Source organism: Chitinophagales bacterium (assembly GCA_040877935.1).
GTDB lineage: Bacteria > Bacteroidota > Bacteroidia > Chitinophagales > CAIOSU01 > JBBDNB01.
In genome coordinates this window covers 1-19,636 of the sequence record JBBDNB010000034.1, presented here as the reverse complement: position 1 = coordinate 19,636, position 19,636 = coordinate 1, and the positions used below count along the sequence as shown (strand labels likewise).

Below are 19,636 nucleotides of genomic sequence, written 5' to 3'. Positions count from 1 at the left end.
ACTATACTTTGAAAATACCAGATAAGAAATAATAAAACAGCTATAGCGATACTGATAAGCAACCAGCGGGGAAAATCTTTCATGCTTTAAAAATACAAAAAAAATGCAACTATTGCCGTAGTATATTCCTCAATACAAAAATGTATGAGAATCTACTGAAGTAATTTAAAAACAGAATAAAATGAAGGTTAGAGTATATAAATCAGTGTTTATTTTTTAAACTTAAAAAGCTTTAAACTATTGTTTATCAGTGTTTTTTATTGTTTTATTTAAACCATTAAAATAAACTACAGCAAAAACTTTAAAACCAGATGACTTTACTGTAAAAAATGTGCCGCAGCTATTCTTGTCACATACAAGACAGCACTTTCAAATCATTGAACTCATGTTCATCTCTACTTATTGCAAATCCATTTTTGAGAAGCTCCTACCCTTCCGGTTTATAAATTCACGCTTAATTATTTCAATGAACCCTACTAAATACACCCTGTAAAAATGACAGTTTTATGATTCAGTTCTAATAAGACTACGAAAATTCGACACCGATAAAATTTTGATTTTTCATTTGGAATTTAATCATAAAGCAAACGAGCTTAAATTCTACAAACAACCTATTGCGCTTCTGGAATCATTCTATCAAATATTTAATTGAAAAACAGAAATACGTGTATTTTTTTATAAAAAACTGTCACCTAATTTCATCAGCTACTTCATAAATTTATGCCTATTCAAATCGTTATTATTAATTATTTGACAGTTGGAGTAAAACAACTAAACATTGGTTTATACGCATAGAATTTCAGCACTTTAATTGGTTTATTTACGCTATGTGAACATATAGACAAATTTGCTTCGTTGACCCCGCCCAAGTTGTAAATTATAAATTTTGATGGGGTAAAAATCAAGAATGCTTATTTTGTGGGCTTTTTAAGTCTGAAATTTTCAGCAAAATTCAAGTCGCTTACAAATTCACAAATGGAAACAAATATTATCACCCAGGTTTTTCTACCACTTGCACTTTTTATCATTATGCTCGGAATGGGCTTAACCCTTGTACCCAATGATTTCAAACGGGTGTTGCGCTTTCCGCTGGCTGTAGCTATTGGTTTAGTGTTAAAATTACTGCTGATACCTCTGCTCACTTTTGGGATTCTTTTTCTTATTCCCCTTCAACCCGAACTGGCAGTGGGTTTTGTTTTGCTAGCAGCTTGTCCGGGGGGTGCCACAACCAATCTTATTGCTCACCTTGCCAAAGGCGATGTAGCACTTTCCATTACACTTACAGCAATTGCAAGCTGTGTTACTGTTTTTTCTATTCCTATTGTTGTTAATATAGGACTGGAACAGTTTATGGGTGAAACAATGCTCATCAAGCTGCCAGTTATGAAAACCATTCTGCAAATTCTCGCCATTACCATTATTCCTGTAATGATCGGTATGGTCATCAATAATAAATACCCTGAGCTTTCTAAAAAATCAGAGCCACTCGTAAAAAAACTCTCTGCGCTTTTCCTGGTATTGATTGTTTTCGCTGCACTGATGAAAGAACGGGAAAACATTCTTGATTTTTTCAAAAAGGCTGGGCCCGTAGCATTGATCCTAAATCTCAGCGGTATGTTGCTGGGCTATGGCATCACTAAATTACTGACCAAACAAAAAGACCAGGCAGTAACAGTGGGTATAGAAGTGGGTGTAGTAAACGGCACACTGGGTATTGCCATTGCTGCCGGAATTTTGCAAAATTCTGTAATGACCATTCCTTCTGCAATTTACAGCCTGATAATGTTTCCGGCAGTTTTGTTAATGATTTATATTGGGAATAGAAAAAAAGGATAGCGGGATATTGACAAAGTTTAATTACAGACAAATTACATATTCTGAGCAGCGTATTTGAAACTCATTAGTATTCTACAATTAAACCGGAATTATGCAATAGTTTTCTATTGCGTAATCAGACGATTTAAAAATCAATAACTTATCAAGTTACAAAGGAAACCTCTTTGGTGATTTTCAAATGTCTGGGTTAAACCCTGACAAAAACACATTAAAAGGCGTTTTTCGTCATTAGTCCGGGTCAAACCTAATACATCCCTTTTTTCGGGTTTACATATAGAAAGCCTCATTTACCCCAAACAAAAAGCCTCTTCAATTCCTTAGTTTTGCAATCCTGATCTAAAAAAGTCATTTCTATGAACCTTGAAACATCCAAAGAACTATTTAAAAGAGCGCAAAATTTTATCCCGGGAGGCGTAAATTCCCCCGTAAGGGCATTTAAATCCGTGGGTGGCGATCCCATATTTTTCAAATCTGCCAAAGGCGCCTATCTCACCGATGTGGATGGCAATCGCTACATTGATTATGTCGGTTCCTGGGGTCCCATGATTTTGGGAAATGCCTACGAACCAGTAATTGAAGCGGTGCGGGAAGCTGCATTGAGCGGCACTTCCTTTGGCGCGCCTACGGAAATTGAGGTAAAAATGGCAGAACTGATTACGGAAAATGTGCCCAATGTGGACAGCATCCGCATGGTGAATTCCGGAACAGAAGCCTGTATGAGTGCCATTCGTGCCGCCCGCGGATTTACGGGAAAAGACAAGATCATCAAATTTGAAGGTTGCTACCACGGACATGGCGATTCATTTTTGATCAAAGCCGGTAGCGGGGTTTCCACTTTAGGACTGCCCAACAGTCCTGGCGTTACGGAAGGAACGGCCAAAGACACACTCACCGCTCCATACAATGATTTGGCTGCTGTTGAAAAACTGACAAAGGCGAACAAGGGCGAAATTGCCGCCATCATTATAGAACCCGTTCCGGGCAATATGGGCTGTATTATTCCGGAAAAAGGATTTTTGGAAGGCCTGCGCAGCTTGTGCGATAAAGAAAACATCGTGTTGATATTTGATGAAGTGATGACCGGGTTCCGCCTTTCCTTTGGAGGCGCACAGGAATTGCTGGGCATAGATGCGGATTTAATGACTTATGGAAAAATCATCGGGGCCGGTTTGCCGGTGGGTGCCTATGGTGGAAAACAGGAAATAATGGATGTGATTGCGCCTGTTGGCCCAGTTTACCAAGCGGGAACGCTTTCGGGCAATCCATTGGCGATGGTTGCGGGCTTTACTCTATTAAAGGAACTGAAAGAAAATCCCAAGCACTATGCGGAATTGGATGAAAAAACGGTCTATTTGAAAAATGGCTGGCAAGAAATCCTGAATGAAAAAGGCATTGCGCACCAAATCAACCAATTGGGCTCCATGATCAGCCTACACTTTGGAGGGGAACCGGTTAGGGATTTTGACAGTGCCAAAAAATCTGCGGACAACGGTTTGTTCAAAAACTTTTTCCACGGCATGTTAAAGGAAGGCGTTTATTTACCGCCTTCTGCTTTTGAATCCTGCTTTTTAAATAATGCTTTGACAGATAAAGAATTGGAAGCAACTTTGAAAGCGACTGAAAAGGCTGTAAATGAATTAAACGAAACTGTTTGATTAAAACCCTAAGCTCTAATATCGAAATCCCAAACAAGCTACAATACCTAATTCATCAATGTTTTAAACATTTGAGATTCAGGATTTTGATTTTGTTTAGGATTTAGTGCTTGGTGTTTAGGGTTTTGACAATTGTCATTGTCAAAAATCAAATGCGCATGCCCCAAATCCACAAACTTTCACTTTTTACATTAAATTCGCATTGAAACAAAAATTCACGAAATGCGATTCCTGCTATTCCTCTTATTCTCTTTATTAAGTTTCGCGCTGTTTTATTTTTTGCATTTTCCTCAAAAAATGGGAGATAAACAATTGCCGCGCATTGCCCCTATACTCAGTCCATTTACAGGCTACAGTGTGCAGGTACAGCAGGCTGAGGAAAAGTTAGCCACTGAAATTCAAAAAATTGATGGCTTAAAAGCTGCCGTAAGTATCTATTATGATGAATGGCAGGTGCCGCATATCAATGCCGGAAATGAACTCGACCTAATTTATATGCAGGGCTATCATACAGCAAAAGACCGCCTTTGGCAAATGGAATTCATTTCCTATGCTGCAGCAGGCAGGCTCTCTGAAATAGTAGGCAATGCCACCCTGGAATTCGACAGAATGCAAAGAAGAATTGGATTGCCACAGGCCGCAGATGAAAACCTGACATTTATCCTAAAGGATAAAAAAAGTGCCGAGATACTAAATGCCTATACAGCCGGTGTCAATGCCTATATCAATCAATTGGAGCCGCGCGACTATCCTATTGAATATAAATTGCTCGACTATGCCCCCGAACAATGGGCACCCATTAAATCGGTATTGCTGATAAAGTACATGGCCAAAATGCTGAGCAGCAAAGAATACGATTTTGAATTTACCAATGCACTGAATCAATTTGGCAAAGAAATTATAGAGGTACTTTACCCTAATTTTCCTTTGGTTGAAGACAATGACCCGGTTATTCCTTTGAGTTATAAAGATTCTGTGATAATAAAAGGAGAGGATACATTGCGCACTTCCTCCAATAAGGAAGTTTATGTTAGTAATGAACATGAAAAAGCACCACCCTATCTCGGCAGTAACAATTGGGCGGTTGACGGGGAAAACAGTGTTACAGGAAGCCCTATACTTTGCAATGACCCGCATTTGCAGTTACAGATTCCCAGCATCTGGTACCAAATGCAACTTACAGCACCAGGGGTGAATGTCTATGGTGTAACGATTCCCGGAGCACCCGGCATAATCATTGGATTTAATGAAAATATTGCCTGGGGCGTAACCAATGGTGCTATGGATGTAAAAGACTGGTATAAAATCATTTACAAAGACAATTCCCGTGAGTTTTACAATTCAGGTGGGCAATGGGTCAAAACCAAAAAGCACATTGAAGAAATAAAAATTAAAGGACAGGAAACTTTATTTGACACCCTTATTTATACCGAGTTTGGCCCGGTAACCTACGATCGTGGTTTTTTCCAGGACAAAGGCACTACACCACTTGCGCTGCGTTGGACAGCACTTGATTATGGCAATGAATTAAAAACATTCATTCAGCTCAATAAGGCAAAAAGCTACGCTGGCTATAAAGCAGCTTTAAAGCACTACAACTGCCCTTCCCAAAACTTTGTGTTTGCCTCAAAATCAGGAGACATAGCGCTTTGGCAAAGGGGTAAATTGCCCATTCGAAGAAAAGACCAGGGGAAATTCATACAAGAAGCAGATCAGCTCAACAGTCAGTGGCAGGGATTTATTCCATTTGAAGATGTTCCCCATGTGTACAATCCAAAAAGAGGTTTTGTGAGTTCGGCCAATCAACATGCCACGGATTCCACCTACCCTTACCCTTATCACGGGATTTACCAGTATTACAGAAACCGCAGGATTAATGATATACTTCGGTCAAAAGAGCAATTCAGAATTGCTGATATGATGCAATTGCAAAATGACAATTACAACTTACTGGCCGAGGAAGTAATGGAATGGCTACTTCCCTATCTCGACACTATCGAAAGTCCTGAGAGCGAGGTTATTGAACAACTCAAAACATGGGATTATTTTAATCATGCGGAATCCAAAGCAGCCGTAGCTTTCGAAATTTTCTGGAATACCCTGTACGAGCTTACCTGGGATGAATTACTTAAAGAAGATGCCGGTCTTACAGCTCCTGCATTTTATTACAGCAATAATTTTCTGAAGAATCATTCAAGCCATCCTTTTATAAAAAACAAAGCCAAAAACATCAGCAATTTTGAGGAATTGATTCTTATGGCAATTCAAGAATCCGATCTTGCTTATTCTGAATTTGAAAATGAAAACAGCAAGGTAAGATGGGATCAATACAAAGGAACCAAAGCGCGACATTGGGCAAGGATAGAACCCTTGCATTCACAGCCACTGATGAACGGTGGAAATAAACATATTGTAAATGCCACAAGCGGTACGCATGGTCCTTCCTGGAGAATGATCGTGGCACTGGGTGATGAGATTGAAGCCTATGGCATCTATCCTGGGGGGCAATCGGGCAATCCGGCAAGCAGATATTACGACAATTACAGTCCACTTTGGGAAAAGGGAAAATACATTGAACTGAAATTCATTACCCGTGCCGAACAGGTGGATAAATGGAAAATGGAAACTGTAAATTATTACCCAGCAAAAAACTAAAAGCTATGGCAATGAAAAAAGCACCAGTACTTATATTCGCAAGTTTTCTATTCATATTCACAACTCTAGGCCAACTTTGGCTGCCCTGGTGGATTATTATGCTTATTGCCTTTGTATCAGGATCACTTTTTCTGGGCAATGCCCTGAAAGCATTTATCATTGCCTTTTTCGTGATCACCCTTGAGTGGCTGGTATTGGCATATCTGATCAATCAAAAAAATGATTTTATACTTGCTCAAAAAATGACCGAATTGTTTCAATTGAACAATGTGCATTTGCTCTTAATTGTATCCGCAGTGATCGCAGGAATTGCCGCTGCTTTTTCTGCTGCTTCGGGTGCTTTATTGCGTGGAATTGTGCGTAAAAACTAAGCGAGGTTTTGTTCTAATAAAAGCATATTAACCCGGCAATTTACAGCTTGAAACATCGTTTTGATTGCATCAAAAAAAAAGCCTGATAAGTGAGCATCAGCCAAATTATCAACAGAAAAAACGCAACACTACTGGCATTTGCCGGACTTTTCTTTGGGCTTTTTTATTCCCGTGTGGTTTTGAGCAATGCAATGATATTACTTGCTGTAGTGGCTCTGCTCAATCGCAATTTTTTCCAGGACTTCAAGCATTTTTTAAAGCGCAAAGAACTACTCTTGATATCGGGTTTGTTTCTGATTTACGCTGTTTCTGGTATTTACTCAGAGAATCAGGAATTGTTCCTCACACGCCTCAGGGTAAAGATCCCCTTTGCTTTTCTGCCACTGGTTTTCGTTACCCTGCCAAAAATCGAAAAACCTTATTTGTTGGGAATTTTAGGCGTTTTTGTGCTTTTCAATCTATCGGGTATGGTTTATCCCCTGTACTCCTATTTTTCCGATCCGGAATTGTACAACCAACTCTACAGACAGGGGCAGGTTATTCCCACGCCTATCAATCACATCAGGTTTAGCATCTTATTGAGTATTGCACATTTTGTAGCTGCATGGCTGGCTTATCAATACTACTGCAGTTCAAAAACAAAATGGGCACTGACATTTGCATTTGCAGCAGTACTGATCTTTGCTTTTCTACATCTGCTTTCGGTAAGGAGCGGCTTGCTGGGGCTGTATTTTGCCTGGATTTTTGTGATCATTTATGTGTTCAGAAAAAAATGGAAATACCAGATTGCCGCTTTGCTGATCATTACTGTTGCTGTATTTACAGCGCTTCAACTCTCGCCCACTTTAAAAGGCAAATGGAATTATATGCGCTACGACCTGGAAAAAATGTTTCAGGGCGATGAGCATACGGGATATTCCGATTCAGGTCGCATTATTTCGATTTTAAGCGGCATAGAAGCCGGCAAAAAATCACCTATGATTGGAGTGGGAATGGGTGATGTGAAAAGTGCTGTAATCGAAGTGTATGATGCTAAGTACCCCTATATCGAAGAAGGGGAAAGACACACGCCACACAATCAGTTTGTGTATATATTCACAGGCCTGGGATTGCTGGGCTTACTATATTTTTGCCTGAGCATATTTGTTCCGGTGTTTCAGGATTACAATTATCGCTTTGCATTGTTTGGCGTTATTCAGGTGATTTTTTTGAGCTCCTTTATGACAGAAGCAACACTGGAAGGACAAATTGGAACTGCAGCTTACCTGTTTTTTACTTTGTTTTGTATCAAATACAAAAATACGCTTCAGGAAAAGGGAGAATAATCTGAGTCTATAATTTACGCCATGCAGCTAAAATTCAGCAAAAAAGATGCTTTCAATTTCAGTGGACACCCCTGCATGGGCGCATCTCCCTCTGCCTGGTGGAACAGCCTGAAAGATGCCGGTTTTGATTTTGATACGGCCTATTTGCCAAAAGTGTTTTTTATTTCGGGCAATGTGTTGTTCAATGCTCCGGTGCAGTGGCTGGAAAAAATACGCTTTTCAAACAAAATACAAAGAGAGAAAATTAAAGCTCCACTATTTATCCTCGGACATCCAAGATCGGGAACTACCTTGCTGCAGTATCTGCTGAGCAAAGACCCGCAATTCAATTATTGCACCACTACACAGGCTTTGCTTCCCAATATCTACCTGACAATGGGCGGAATTTTATCGGGCATTTTGAAAAAAGCCCTACCGGAAACCCGCCCGATGGACAATCTAAAAATGGGTGCGGATATGCCCAAAGAAGAGGAGTTTGCACTGGGAAATTTGACTTCAAAGTCGATGATACAGGCCTATTTGTACCCGCGACAAATGCAGCGCTTTTTTGATGAAAATGTATTGTTTAAAAATGAAGCTGCTAAAGAGGAATGGAAAAAATACTTTCTCTATTTCTGCAAAAAAATCAACCACAAAAATAGCGGCAAAACCCTTCTACTAAAAAGCCCCAACAATACCACAAGAGCCAGGGAAATCCTTGAGATTTTTCCCGATGCTAAATTTATTCACATCTATCGCAATCCTTACAAAGTGTTTTTGTCCAATGAACGCCTGTATGAAAAAATTCTGCCCTTTACCTCTTTGCAAAAGGTTGAAGGCAAAGCTGTTCAGGATTTTATTTTTTACAGCTACAAAGCCATGATGCAAAAGTATTTACAAGACAAGACATTAATTGCTCCTGAAAATTTAGTTGAGATCGCTTATGAAGATTTTACACAAGACCCCTTGCCGCTGTTGAAAAATATTTATTCTAAATTTTACCCCAATCAATTTTCACAGGTTAAAGCTGCTTTTGAAGCCGAATGGAAAGCCTATGAAAATTACCAAACCAATGTTTTTGAACTGGATGCAGCTGTTCAAAAACGAATAGAGCAAGAATGGGCTTTTGCTTTTGAGGCATTTGGGTACAAGCAGAAATAACTTTGAATTGCCACTAATGCACGAATAAGATCGCTTTCTTTTGGCTAATAAGATTTTACTTTGAGTCAACAAACTCTTACCAATCAACAAGTAAACTATATTCAATGCCTTTTAATCTTCCCCGTCTTGGTCATTTCCAGATCCTTTACTATTTCAATATTCCTGGGAATTTTAAAACTGGAAAGCCTTTCCTTACAAAAAGCCTGAATAGCTTCGATATCACTGTATTTGCCTTCTTTCAGAATAATTTTTGCCACAACTATTTCGCCCAAAAGCGGATGATCGGCCTTTTCAGCTTTGGCCATTTGCACAGCGGGATGCTGCTCCAATACGCCTTCCACTTCCTCGGGAAACACCTTATTGCCCGATACGTTGATCATGGATTTTGTGCGCCCCTCAATTCTTACAAGTCCCTTTTCATCAATACTGGCGGTATCCCCTGTTAGGAAATAACCATTAAACAAAACCTGATTTTGAAGCATAAAAGGTTCTAAATATGCCGCAAACATTCCGGGACCTTTAATGGCCAATTGACCTTTCTCACCCTTCCCGGCAATATTTGCTTCTTTGTCCAGAATAACTACCTCGTAATCAGGCAAAGGCTTACCAACGGATTCAGGACATTCAGAAGCATGTTCCAAATTGATCAGCGGCAAACCAATTTCAATAATGCCATAAGCTTGCGAAACCGGAAGATTATAATTCTCTTCAAACTGCCGGCAGAGCTCCGGTGAAATTCCCGCAGAAGTAGAAATAACCCGCTTCAAGGTACTGAAAGACTTTCCTTTGGCGGTGCTCAACAAACGGATATGAAAAGGCGAAGCATAAAGCATTGTTGCCTTATAGGCATTGGCCCTGCCCACAAGTGTATCGGCTGTAAAATCGGGCGCAATGATCAGGCAAAGCCCTTGTTCCAGGTACAAGATCATGGAGACCATAAAATGATAGGTCATGGGCAAAACCCACAAAACTCGATCTGAGGCATCTAATTTCAAACCTTCATTGGCAGCCTGAATGCGCTGCAAAACAGCAGTATGTGTAATCAAAACACCTTTGGAAAGTCCGGTTGTGCCGGATGTGTATCGGATAAATGCTGGATCTGGAAATTGTTGTAGTTTGGACTTTAGCTTCGTGTGTTCTGGAAAATGCGCATACGCTACCCTTTCGTCCAAAGGTTTTTTCTCAAAATCGCTGGCACGCCAATTTGTTTGGTTCACATCTGCAATCAGCCAATTCAAGCCAGTAGCACGAATACTTTCCTTTAGCTCATCTTGTTTGAAATGGATGGAAACGGGCATGGCCACAGCTCCTGTCCCCAATACAGCCAACAAATGCAGCATGAAATCGCTGCTATTGTCAAAGAGAATGCCCACACCATCGTTCTTCTGAATACCAATTTCGAGCAAGTCTTGCTTTCTCTGCTCCACTTTTGCCCAAAAACCAGCATAGCTTAGGTTTCCGGATGCTTCAATAAAGGCTGTCCGCTCTCCATATTTCTTTCCACTCTTGCGCAGTGTTTCGTACAATTGCATTTGGCAAATTTACATGATTCAGATTAGGTAAACTAAAAGATAAATCTGGATTTTTTATCAAAGGCCTTTAATCAAAGACTGAGCGGAAGCAATCCCTATCCTGGAAAAAGGGATTCCTGTCAATCAGATAAAGTTTGGACCGGCTTTGAAAAGCGGTCTGACGGTTTGTTTATCAAAGTTGTGTTGGTAGGATTAAATCGTTTTGAAGCCTGTGAGAAAACCGTCTGACCGCTAAATCAGAAGCCAAGTCATCCGATGACTGCTGTTTGTGAAATTTGTACATCCCCAGCCTTAGCTGTGCAGCCAAGGAACCATAGTCATCGGATGACTGAGCGAAGCAATCCCTATCCTGGAAAAATGATTGCTGTCAATTGGATGAAGTTTGGAGCCGGCTTTGAAAAGCGGTCTGACGGTTTGTTTATCAAAGTTGTGTATGATTGAATCTGTTTTGCAACCTGTGAGAAAACCGTCTGACCGCTAAATCAGAAGCCAAGTCATCCGATGACTGCTGTTTGTGGAATTTGTGCATCCCCTGCCTTACCTGTGCAGCCAATGAACCATAGTCATCGGATGACTGAGCGAAGCAATCCCTACCCTGGAAAAAGGGATGGCTGTCAATTGGATAAAGTTTGGGGCAGCTTTGAAAAGCGGTCTGACTTTGATTGGGCTTAGTGGTTATTCAAGGGAAAACAGCCCAAATACAGCCGTCATTCCAGAAAATTTTCCTCAGAAAATTTATGTGGAATCTCCATCTATGAAAAACAAAAGCTTGCCAAAATAAAACCAGAAAAAAATCTTAAATTTGTATTTATCTAAAATTCAAAAACATGAAGCATTTATTTACCATTACCACAACAATAATCTTAGGGCTGTTGCTGAGTTCTGGGCTGATGGCTCAATCCGTTGAATTTGATTATACCGATGGTAGCAAATCCAGTTATGACCTGGAAGATGTTGCCCAGATTACATTCACGGGAAATATACTCAACCTTAAATTGAAAGACGGTACCGTTTACTCAAATGACATCAGCACCATTCAAAAATTCCAGTATGATGAAACGACCGTGGGCATTGAGCAGGCCCTTGAAAACATGAATGCTTTAGAAATTCAAGCTTACCCGAATCCCAATAATGGCAATTTTCAAATAGCTTATACCCTTCCAAAAACTGCCAAAATCCAAGTTTCGATTGTCAATATTGAAGGAAAGACCATTAAGGATGTTTTTGAAGGCACGCAGCAAGCAGGAAAACAAACACATCAGGTGCAATTGCCCGAAGCAGCAAGCGGCACCTATATCTACCGCATCAGTAGCGAGCGCATGACTGTAAGCAAACAGATGATCATCAAAAAATAACAGCAAATGAAAAGGATTCTAAGCATAATATTGATTGCAATGGGGCTAAGCACAATGGCACAAACCACCATGAATATTTATCAGAGTAATGGGACTATTTTACAAATCTCATTAGCAGATATTGACAGTGTAGATTTTTCGACAATTCCTCCACCAACTATGAATATTTATCAGAACAATGGTACACTTTACCAAGTGGTACTTAATGATATAGATAGTATTACATACTCTTCAAACAACTTGGGTAATATTCCAACATTGATTACTTTACCTATTGGTAATATTACCTCAAATTCTGCTGCAACTGGAGGAAGCATTAGTTATGACGGTGGTTCACCAATAACAGAACGAGGTGTTTGTTGGGGCTTACAACCCGAACCTACTATTGATGATAACTATATTGCTAATGGAATGGGGACAGGAAATTACTCAGTAAGTTTATCTGGACTTCAAACCAATACCACATATTTTGTGAGAGCTTATGCTATTAATATTAATGGTGTGGCTTATGGAAATGAATTGAGTTTTATTACGATTGACAATCCTGGAAATGGTGTAACTGATATTGATGGAAATTCTTATCAAACTGTGATAATTGGTAATCAGGAATGGATGGCTGAAAATTTGAGGGTAACACGATATGCCAATGGTCATCCTATTCCAAATATTATAGATAGCACACAATGGTTTGACCTTACAAGTGGTGCCTGGTGCTTTTATGAAAACAACAATCAGTTTAATGTCCCTTACGGAAAATTGTATAATTGGTATGCTGTTTCAGACAATAGAAATCTTTGCCCAACAGGATGGCATGTCCCAACTATAGCAGAATGGGACACGCTTATTAATTTTCTGGGAGGTGAAAATGTAGCCGGTGGAAAGATGAAAAGCAAAGGTACTATTCAAAATGGAACTGGATTATGGGTTTCTCCAAACACTAATGCAAGTAATTCAAGTGGATTCTCAGGTCATCCGGGAGGTGGACGTGGAAATCAAATCACAATGAATAATGAATACGTTTCTATGGATAGCATAGCTGGATGGTGGGCTTCTGATTCTTTATGGGTTGACGAAAACATATTCCTAGGAATAGAAAGTGGTTTTGAGTTAACATATTTTGAATCCGAACATTTAAGTGTGGGCATTACTGTACGTTGTTTAAAAGATTGATTTAGCTGTCTTAAATGAATAGTGTTAAGACCTTATTGATTTTTTAGAAACTCACAAAATCGTAATATTTCATTCCGAGTCAAATCGTAATATACAGATTCATTGCTGTCCTCGAAAGCTTTAAAATAACCGTTTAGTTTTATGTGTATAGTTTCGCTATTCTCATGGCTTATTATCTTATTTAAAATTGCATGATTAATAATTTCATCTGCTACAGCACATAGCTTATTAGCGTTTTTATCTACACTTACAGATAATTTGAATATTTTGTTTTCAATTTTAGATATCGTGTCCCTTTTCATAGTCTAAATTTTTTGTTTTCTCAATTCATTAATTACGCTCCAGGTTTTGGTTTCATCATCAAAATACTCCCAAAACAACCAGCCGTTTATTCTTGAACTTGTTGAATCAGTTATTGAACTAGCAGCAGAAGAAAAAGAAGTAAAGAATTCATCTACTTGCTCAACAAAAATCTTTTTATTGACTATAGCAGCAATGATAGGTTCTCCTTTGTAATTTCCCCTCAATTTAGTTCCATTTTTAAGAAAAACCCCTTTTGATTTTATCCCATCATTTTCCTTTTGGTACAGCGAAGATTTGTCTATTTCTTTCAAACCAAACAATCGCCTTAAGATTTGATTTTCACGTTCATCAATATAGTTGCTGTTGTTTATAATATATTTATATACGTCTATATCGATCTCAATTAGCTTTGTCGTTTTCATCATTTTAAATTTTTGTGTTAAGAATCTTAAAATACAAATGTAGTTAAAAACTTTACTCTACTACTAATTTTTATCAAATAAATCTATTTTGACTGAACTTGATAAATGATGATTGATGTGAATCCTATACTAACAATTAAAATGATAAATTTTCACCATTAATTGTTGCAATTTTGTCGTATTGCAAATGCCTCTCCTCCATAACTTGCGCGCATTTGCTGCATTGGCCATGCGTATAGCGAATGCATACTGCCCCAATCAACAGCAAACCCATCAAGATTCTTTCTTTGCTCCTTGGGATTTAAACTTTTCCAAAGTTTTGGAACTTTGGAAAAGTTGGGGATAAATATAGGCTTTGCTTTTCGACTTAATCTTTGGAGATTTCCTGACATTCCCCGCCTGTCCCAGTTCGGGCAGGACTTTAGTCGGGCAGGTGAGCACTAAAAAATTTCCGAACTCAGGTTTTAATTTTTTCAGCAACAAAAGCACCTGCCGCTGTTCCGGTAGCCATGCAAGTTCCTATTACCCGGGCACTTGCAATCGCATCTTCATCGGCACAAATGCCGCGTCCGGCAGCCAGTAGGTTTTCACAATAAGCGGATTGGAGGCTGCGCAGGGGAATTTCATAAAAATCACCAGATTCGGGATAGGTCATTGAAACTCGCTTTTCCACACCCCATTTTTCTATGGGCCAACTGCTTCTTGCAACAGCATCAGCAAAGCGTTTGGATTGCAACACATCATTTCGGGTCAATTGATATTTACCTGCAAGTCTTCGCCCGGTTCTAATGCCCAGTTCTGAAGCAATAGAGCTGATTTCGACTTTGGAAAAACCATCAACATTGCCTTTCAAAAACTTTACAACTTCCACAACACGCTCCCGGGCCATCATTTCAAATTGACTATGGATGTTATTCTTGTCAAGCGTTTTTTCAGCAATCAAAAATTTAAAGCTTGCGCTGTCCTGTTTAAATGTTCCCGGAATCACACTCAGCCGATCAAAGGATTCCGGCAATGCTCCGGTAGAAACAGCTTTTGCGATGGACTTATTGACGATCATATTGAGCAATGCATCATCCGGCAAAGCAATATTGCCCAGGGTAAAAACCTGTGTTGCCGACTGATAGGCTTTATCCTTTAGCTGGGGTAAATCCATTAAAGCAGCCACCATCGATTCACCACTGCAATCAATCACATATTTAGCCTGGAATTCAAGCTTTCTGTCTTTGTTTAAAATATTAAGCGATTCGATTTTTCCCGCAGTATTTGTTCGCACAGCCAATGGCCAGGAATGATAATAAATATCCACGCCACTTTCCTTCAAAAACTGTTCTGCAATGATTTTAAAATGCAATGGATTATAGGGAATAAAATGCAAATCACGATCAAAGGAAAGCGGTTTGGTTCCTCCTGCCTGCATAATTTTTTCAGCAAATGCTTTTGGAAATCCCCTGTGTAAAAATTCCGCTTTTTTCCTTCCACTGTAATAAAATCCACAAAGGGTACGCACTTCCGCTGCTGTAGCTTTGCCGCCCGGGAAATTCAGCCTTTCAATCAATGCTGTTTTCATCCCGCAGTTTGCAGCTTGAACCGCAGCCGCAATCCCCGCACTTCCAGCACCACAGATCACTACATCATATGCCATTGCAGCAGCACTCATATTTTTTTCGAAATTTCCCTTAAAATAAGCTTTGCGTCAGAATCAGAGATGATATTTTCGTCTGTCCCCATTACCAAGTGAAAATTATTGCGATAGTGCATCGTAACAAAAACAATACCCGGAGCCAGTGGCACAGAAGGAAAATTAATCACATCGCTTAAATTTTCTCCCATAAACCGGGTCATGTTCTTAAAATTGTGTCCCAAATCAGAATAGGTAAAAGAGCAAAATTTTCCCCGATCGGGCAATTCCAACATGGCTTTGTACAATGGATAAGGAAATTTAGTCATGGTATTGCTCAACTGCTCATAGTTTTTCACCGCTCTCTTTTTGGCCTGTTCTATAATTTGCGTTTGCAGACTTTCCATACGCTGCGCATCACTTTGGCCGCATTCTATTTTATAGAACAAAAAACTCAATTGATTTCCAAGCGAAAAATCTTTCTGCCCTTTTTTTCTGCGATCTACCGGCACGGGCACCCAGAAATAATCTCCTTTTTGAACAGGTTTGCACCACTTTTCTATTACAGCAGAAATATGGCTTAAAAAAACGGTACTCGCTCCCGGAATGACCACTCCCGCCATTGCATTTTTGAGTGTTGAAACTTCATTGATATTCTTGCTGAGCAAATGAAATTTTATTCCCGAATGCTTTGCTTGCTTATTCGCAAATGTAAGCATACGCCCCTTTTTGGGTTTCAGCATCTGCCAGGTATGTTTGAAAAAAGTTGCGACTGTACCACATTTTTTAATTTGCTGTGCAACTTCTATTGAAGCCCCCGGGTTTTCATTCAGTTTTTGAATCAATTGCTGAAAGCCTTTATTATCGGCAATAATATGATGCATATGAAACAGCACGGCATCTTTTTTTTGACCGTTCAATAAATTAATGCGCAGCCATTCGTTTTGCTCCAAATCTTCAAAGGGCTGCAATGCTTCTGGTCTTTCATTCCATTGCTGAATACTTACCGGTGTCTTTTTGGACGCCCCTTTTTGCCAGAAAAAATAATTTTTAAAAGCAGATGATTTTAGGTCAAGCCCATTGATTTCAGAAAGAATGTCGGCATTTTCCAGCTTTTCTTTCAGGGCATTTAAATCAACTTTGCCTTCGAATATCAATAAAAGCCTCACAGCATTTGTTGCGGCTCCCTGTTTTTTGTTTTCACGGTCGAGGTACAATTGAAAATAATCTGCACCATTGATAAAACTCTTATTGTGCACGAATTGCGGGTTTATATTTTGGAATGAATAAATCCGGCCAGAGCTGTGGTACTTTCCAAATCTGTCTTTTGTGTTGCCCCATCCAACAAACTGCAATGGTATTTTGCTTCTAAATAAAGTAACATTTCTATCAGCGAATAGGAATCCAGGCCAATATCACTGTACAGCGTATCTACATCCATAGCTGTATTTGCTGTCACCAAATGTTCTTGTAAATAATCAAGTATTTCTTTTTCTATCTCTTGTTGGGTCATGATTTAGATATTGGATGATGGATATTAGAACAAAAATTCCCACTATTTTTGCGTAGCAATTAATGCACAAAAATAACAATTCTACACGCTACTCCATTGACTGAGAAAAAACAGAAAAAAGCCATAGTAATTGGTGCCGGTCTGGCAGGCCTGGCTACAGCCATTAGATTGCGTGCCAAAGGCTTTGCAGTTCAGGTATTTGAGAAAAACAAAATCCCGGGCGGAAAAATCCAACGCATTAGCGGACAAGGCTATCATTTTGATATTGGCCCTTCGGTAATCACTATGCCCGAGTACATCCGGGAGCTTTTTAAGATCAGCGGCAAAAACCCTGACGAATATATTCAGTTTCAAAAATTAGACCCTGTTTTCAATTATTTTTTCGAAGATGGCAGAAAACTCACTGCCTTGGCAGATCCACAGAAAACCGCTCAAAACTGGGCGGTAGAATTGGGCGAGGACATCAATAACATCAACGGGTTTTTAAATTCGGTAAAGGAAAAACACCGCCTCACGGAAAAGGTCTTTCTGAGAAGTTCATTGCACAAAATAAAGACCTACCTGAACTGGGAAGCACTGCGCGGCACTTTACTTTTTCACAGGATAAAGGCATTTAAAAGCATGAGCAAATCCAATGCGCAGCATTTTAATAGCCCTTATTTGCAAAAGATTTTCAACAGTTTTGCCAGTTACAATGGCTCCAATCCTTTTGAAACACCTGCTACTTTCAATGTCATTGCACATTATGAAATGAACCTGGGCACCTATTATCCTGTGGGCGGAATTGAGCAAATCGCCAATGCACTCTACAAACTGGCGAATGAAGTAGGCGTTCAATTTGAATTCAATGCGGATATCCGGCAGATCATCACCGCTAATAAAAAAGCCTGCGGTATAGAAGCCGATGAGCAGGAATACCGCTCTGATATAGTGGTGAGCTGCATAGATGTCAATTCTACCTATGAAAAATTGCTGGATGAAAAATACAAGGTACCGCTGTATTTAAAGCGGGAAAAATCGAATGCCCCTTTATTGGCATTGTGGGGGATGAAAGCTGAATTTCCGGAACTGGGCGTGCACAATATGTTTTTGCCCAAAGATCAAAAAGCGGAATACGATGCCATTTTCAAACGCTTGGAGATGCCTGAAGAACCCGGAATGTATATGCATATTGGCAGCAAACTACGAAAAGAAGATGCACCGGCAGCTTGCGAAAATTGGTTTGTATACCTCAATGCGCCACGTGATGCGGGGCAAGATTGGGAAGCAATAATCAAGGAAAGTAGAACCAGGCTTATCCAAAGGCTTTCCAAACAATTGAATCGGGATATTGAGCCATTGATTGATTTTGAAAAATACCTCAGCCCTGTGGATTTTGCCAAAAGAGACGGAAATGTTTTTGGTTCTATCTATGGCAACAGCTCCAATGGAGTTTTCAGCGCATTTTTGCGCCATCCCAATTTTGCACCAAAAGTCAAAGACCTATACTTTGCGGGGGGCACCGTACATCCTGGATCGGGAGTGCCGCTTAGCTTGCTTTCTGCCGAAATTGTTGAAGGGTTGGTTTAAATCCAAACCTGATTGTTGTGACTTAACCCAGATATTCCTCCTTTGTTTCATTCAAATCCTATCAATGGAATTATCAAGCCCAATATTTGGTTTAACCATGACAATGAAAATCACCGTTTCAGTTCACTTATTATTAAGATTAGTTATTGATTTTCATTCGTCAAATTATGCAAAAAAAGCAATTGCATAATGCGGCTTTAAAATTTTATATTTGAAACAAAGCATTTAGCCATGTCAATCCCCCTGAAATACATTACAGATCAAAAAGGCAAAAAAACTGCTGTGCAAATCCCAATCAATCTTTGGAAAAGCCTGGTCAGTGAATACCGTGAATTGATTGAAAACAGACAAATGAAAACCGATCTTTCAGAAGCCATTGCGGAAATCGATCGACATGAAAAAAACGAGAAAAAAATAGGCGAATATAAACCTGATACATCCAAAGCAATGAAAGCCCTGGAAGCCTTATCGGAATATAAGACTTTTGATAAAATCAAAGATCCGGTAAAATGGCAAAGGCAAATTCGAAAAGACAAAGTGCTAAACAGAAAAAATGGATAAGGTTTTACTTGATTCCAACATAATCATTTACGCTACAAGAAATAAAGCGCTGCGCAACAAGCTTTCCTCATTTCGTTTATTGGTATCTGAAATTTCAAGACTTGAAGTTTTTGGCTATTTTAATTTAGAACCAGATGAAGAATTGGCACTGGAGCTATTTTTCAAAAATATAAGCCCTGTAAATATTAGTACAGCTGTAATTAATGAGGCAATACTTATCAGAAAAGGAAAATCAATAAGCACAGCTGATGCAATTATTGCAGCCTCTGCTAAAAATTTCAACATCCCACTCTATACGCACAATACCAAAGATTTCAAACACATTAAAGATATTGTTGTAATTGATCCTTTACAAAAATAAATACGGCAACATCCAATCATTTATAATTTTTATAAAATATCTCCCTCCTATCAGTAGCGTCCCCGCTATGGATTACCGGGCTTAACTAAAACAGAAACATACGACTCCTCCGGAGTCGGTGACAAGGGTGGTTTCTGCTCTGTTATAAACATATGATGCCTCTTGGCATCAATTCCCACTAATCTATAAAATTAAATAGTGTCTGGTCGAAAAGCACCATAAATCTAAGATTCCATTAATTTTTCAA

The 19,636-nt window shown here is 39.3% G+C and carries 16 protein-coding genes; 11 read left to right on the top strand and 5 right to left on the bottom strand.

What is annotated here, in order from left to right; genetic code table 11:
• Window positions 1–975 precede the first annotated feature (975 nt).
• The 6 genes from WD048_08775 (at window position 976) to WD048_08750 (ending at window position 8,982) form a co-directional block, all read left to right on the top strand.
• Window positions 976–1,836: a bile acid:sodium symporter family protein gene (locus WD048_08775; protein MEX0812297.1), complete on the top strand. Its 861-nt coding sequence runs from the start codon at window positions 976–978 to the stop codon at window positions 1,834–1,836.
• A 353-nt stretch (window positions 1,837–2,189) separates the two neighbouring features.
• On the top strand, window positions 2,190–3,491 hold the full coding sequence (gene hemL / locus WD048_08770) for a glutamate-1-semialdehyde 2,1-aminomutase (GenBank protein MEX0812296.1): 1,302 nt from the start codon (window positions 2,190–2,192) through the stop codon (window positions 3,489–3,491).
• A 297-nt stretch (window positions 3,492–3,788) separates the two neighbouring features.
• Complete coding sequence (locus WD048_08765) at window positions 3,789–6,146, top strand: penicillin acylase family protein (GenBank protein ID MEX0812295.1); 2,358 nt, start codon at window positions 3,789–3,791, stop codon at window positions 6,144–6,146.
• An 11-nt stretch (window positions 6,147–6,157) separates the two neighbouring features.
• A complete protein-coding gene (locus WD048_08760; GenBank protein ID MEX0812294.1) occupies window positions 6,158–6,517 on the top strand; it encodes a hypothetical protein in 360 nt (119 codons plus the stop codon).
• An 89-nt stretch (window positions 6,518–6,606) separates the two neighbouring features.
• Entirely contained in the window at window positions 6,607–7,842 is a 1,236-nt protein-coding gene (locus tag WD048_08755) for an O-antigen ligase family protein (protein MEX0812293.1), read from the top strand.
• 21 nt (window positions 7,843–7,863) lie between these two features.
• Complete coding sequence (locus WD048_08750; protein MEX0812292.1) at window positions 7,864–8,982, top strand: sulfotransferase; 1,119 nt, start codon at window positions 7,864–7,866, stop codon at window positions 8,980–8,982.
• Between the two features lie 101 nt (window positions 8,983–9,083).
• Here WD048_08750 and WD048_08745 read toward each other — a convergent pair whose 3' ends face one another.
• Entirely contained in the window at window positions 9,084–10,514 is a 1,431-nt protein-coding gene (locus WD048_08745; protein MEX0812291.1) for an AMP-binding protein, read from the bottom strand.
• Window positions 10,515–11,341: 827 nt separating this feature from the next.
• Between WD048_08745 and WD048_08740 the strand changes: the two genes are divergently transcribed.
• A complete protein-coding gene (locus WD048_08740; GenBank protein ID MEX0812290.1) occupies window positions 11,342–11,869 on the top strand; it encodes a T9SS type A sorting domain-containing protein in 528 nt (175 codons plus the stop codon).
• Between the two features lie 6 nt (window positions 11,870–11,875).
• On the top strand, window positions 11,876–13,039 hold the full coding sequence (locus WD048_08735) for a fibrobacter succinogenes major paralogous domain-containing protein (protein ID MEX0812289.1): 1,164 nt from the start codon (window positions 11,876–11,878) through the stop codon (window positions 13,037–13,039).
• 305 nt (window positions 13,040–13,344) lie between these two features.
• Here the strand turns inward: WD048_08735 and WD048_08730 are convergent, their stop codons facing one another.
• From WD048_08730 to WD048_08715, 4 genes are all read right to left on the bottom strand, one after another.
• Window positions 13,345–13,764, bottom strand: coding sequence for a hypothetical protein (locus WD048_08730; GenBank protein MEX0812288.1), 420 nt, complete (start codon window positions 13,762–13,764; stop codon window positions 13,345–13,347).
• A gap of 457 nt (window positions 13,765–14,221) precedes the next feature.
• Window positions 14,222–15,424 carry an FAD-dependent oxidoreductase gene (locus tag WD048_08725; GenBank protein ID MEX0812287.1) on the bottom strand — a complete coding sequence of 401 codons (1,203 nt, stop codon included), beginning with the start codon at window positions 15,422–15,424 and terminating at the stop codon, window positions 14,222–14,224.
• A complete protein-coding gene (locus tag WD048_08720; GenBank protein MEX0812286.1) occupies window positions 15,421–16,644 on the bottom strand; it encodes a hypothetical protein in 1,224 nt (407 codons plus the stop codon). Before WD048_08720 ends, WD048_08725 begins: the two co-directional genes overlap by 4 nt.
• 11 nt (window positions 16,645–16,655) lie before the next feature.
• Window positions 16,656–16,898 (bottom strand): hypothetical protein, encoded by a 243-nt coding sequence (locus WD048_08715; GenBank protein ID MEX0812285.1) that lies wholly within the window; start codon window positions 16,896–16,898, stop codon window positions 16,656–16,658.
• 96 nt (window positions 16,899–16,994) lie between these two features.
• Here WD048_08715 and crtI point away from each other — a divergent pair, with 96 nt between their 5' ends.
• The 3 genes from crtI (at window position 16,995) to WD048_08700 (ending at window position 19,389) form a co-directional block, all read left to right on the top strand.
• A complete protein-coding gene (gene crtI / locus WD048_08710; protein MEX0812284.1) occupies window positions 16,995–18,467 on the top strand; it encodes a phytoene desaturase family protein in 1,473 nt (490 codons plus the stop codon).
• Between the two features lie 231 nt (window positions 18,468–18,698).
• Window positions 18,699–19,028: a hypothetical protein gene (locus tag WD048_08705; GenBank protein MEX0812283.1), complete on the top strand. Its 330-nt coding sequence runs from the start codon at window positions 18,699–18,701 to the stop codon at window positions 19,026–19,028.
• On the top strand, window positions 19,021–19,389 hold the full coding sequence (locus WD048_08700) for a type II toxin-antitoxin system VapC family toxin (GenBank protein ID MEX0812282.1): 369 nt from the start codon (window positions 19,021–19,023) through the stop codon (window positions 19,387–19,389). The genes WD048_08705 and WD048_08700 overlap by 8 nt, the downstream gene beginning before the upstream one ends.
• The last annotated feature ends 247 nt before the right edge of the window (window positions 19,390–19,636 follow it).

Coding starts and splice junctions, on each gene's coding strand:
- WD048_08775 (MEX0812297.1), top strand. CDS start 976: ATGGAAACAAATATTATCACCCAGGTTTTTCTACCACTTGCACTTTTT.
- hemL (MEX0812296.1), top strand. CDS start 2,190: ATGAACCTTGAAACATCCAAAGAACTATTTAAAAGAGCGCAAAATTTT.
- WD048_08765 (MEX0812295.1), top strand. CDS start 3,789: ATGGGAGATAAACAATTGCCGCGCATTGCCCCTATACTCAGTCCATTT.
- WD048_08760 (MEX0812294.1), top strand. CDS start 6,158: ATGAAAAAAGCACCAGTACTTATATTCGCAAGTTTTCTATTCATATTC.
- WD048_08750 (MEX0812292.1), top strand. CDS start 7,864: ATGCAGCTAAAATTCAGCAAAAAAGATGCTTTCAATTTCAGTGGACAC.
- WD048_08745 (MEX0812291.1), bottom strand. CDS start 10,514: ATGCAATTGTACGAAACACTGCGCAAGAGTGGAAAGAAATATGGAGAG.
- WD048_08740 (MEX0812290.1), top strand. CDS start 11,342: ATGAAGCATTTATTTACCATTACCACAACAATAATCTTAGGGCTGTTG.
- WD048_08735 (MEX0812289.1), top strand. CDS start 11,876: ATGAAAAGGATTCTAAGCATAATATTGATTGCAATGGGGCTAAGCACA.
- WD048_08730 (MEX0812288.1), bottom strand. CDS start 13,764: ATGAAAACGACAAAGCTAATTGAGATCGATATAGACGTATATAAATAT.
- WD048_08725 (MEX0812287.1), bottom strand. CDS start 15,424: ATGAGTGCTGCTGCAATGGCATATGATGTAGTGATCTGTGGTGCTGGA.
- WD048_08715 (MEX0812285.1), bottom strand. CDS start 16,898: ATGACCCAACAAGAGATAGAAAAAGAAATACTTGATTATTTACAAGAA.
- WD048_08705 (MEX0812283.1), top strand. CDS start 18,699: ATGTCAATCCCCCTGAAATACATTACAGATCAAAAAGGCAAAAAAACT.
- WD048_08700 (MEX0812282.1), top strand. CDS start 19,021: ATGGATAAGGTTTTACTTGATTCCAACATAATCATTTACGCTACAAGA.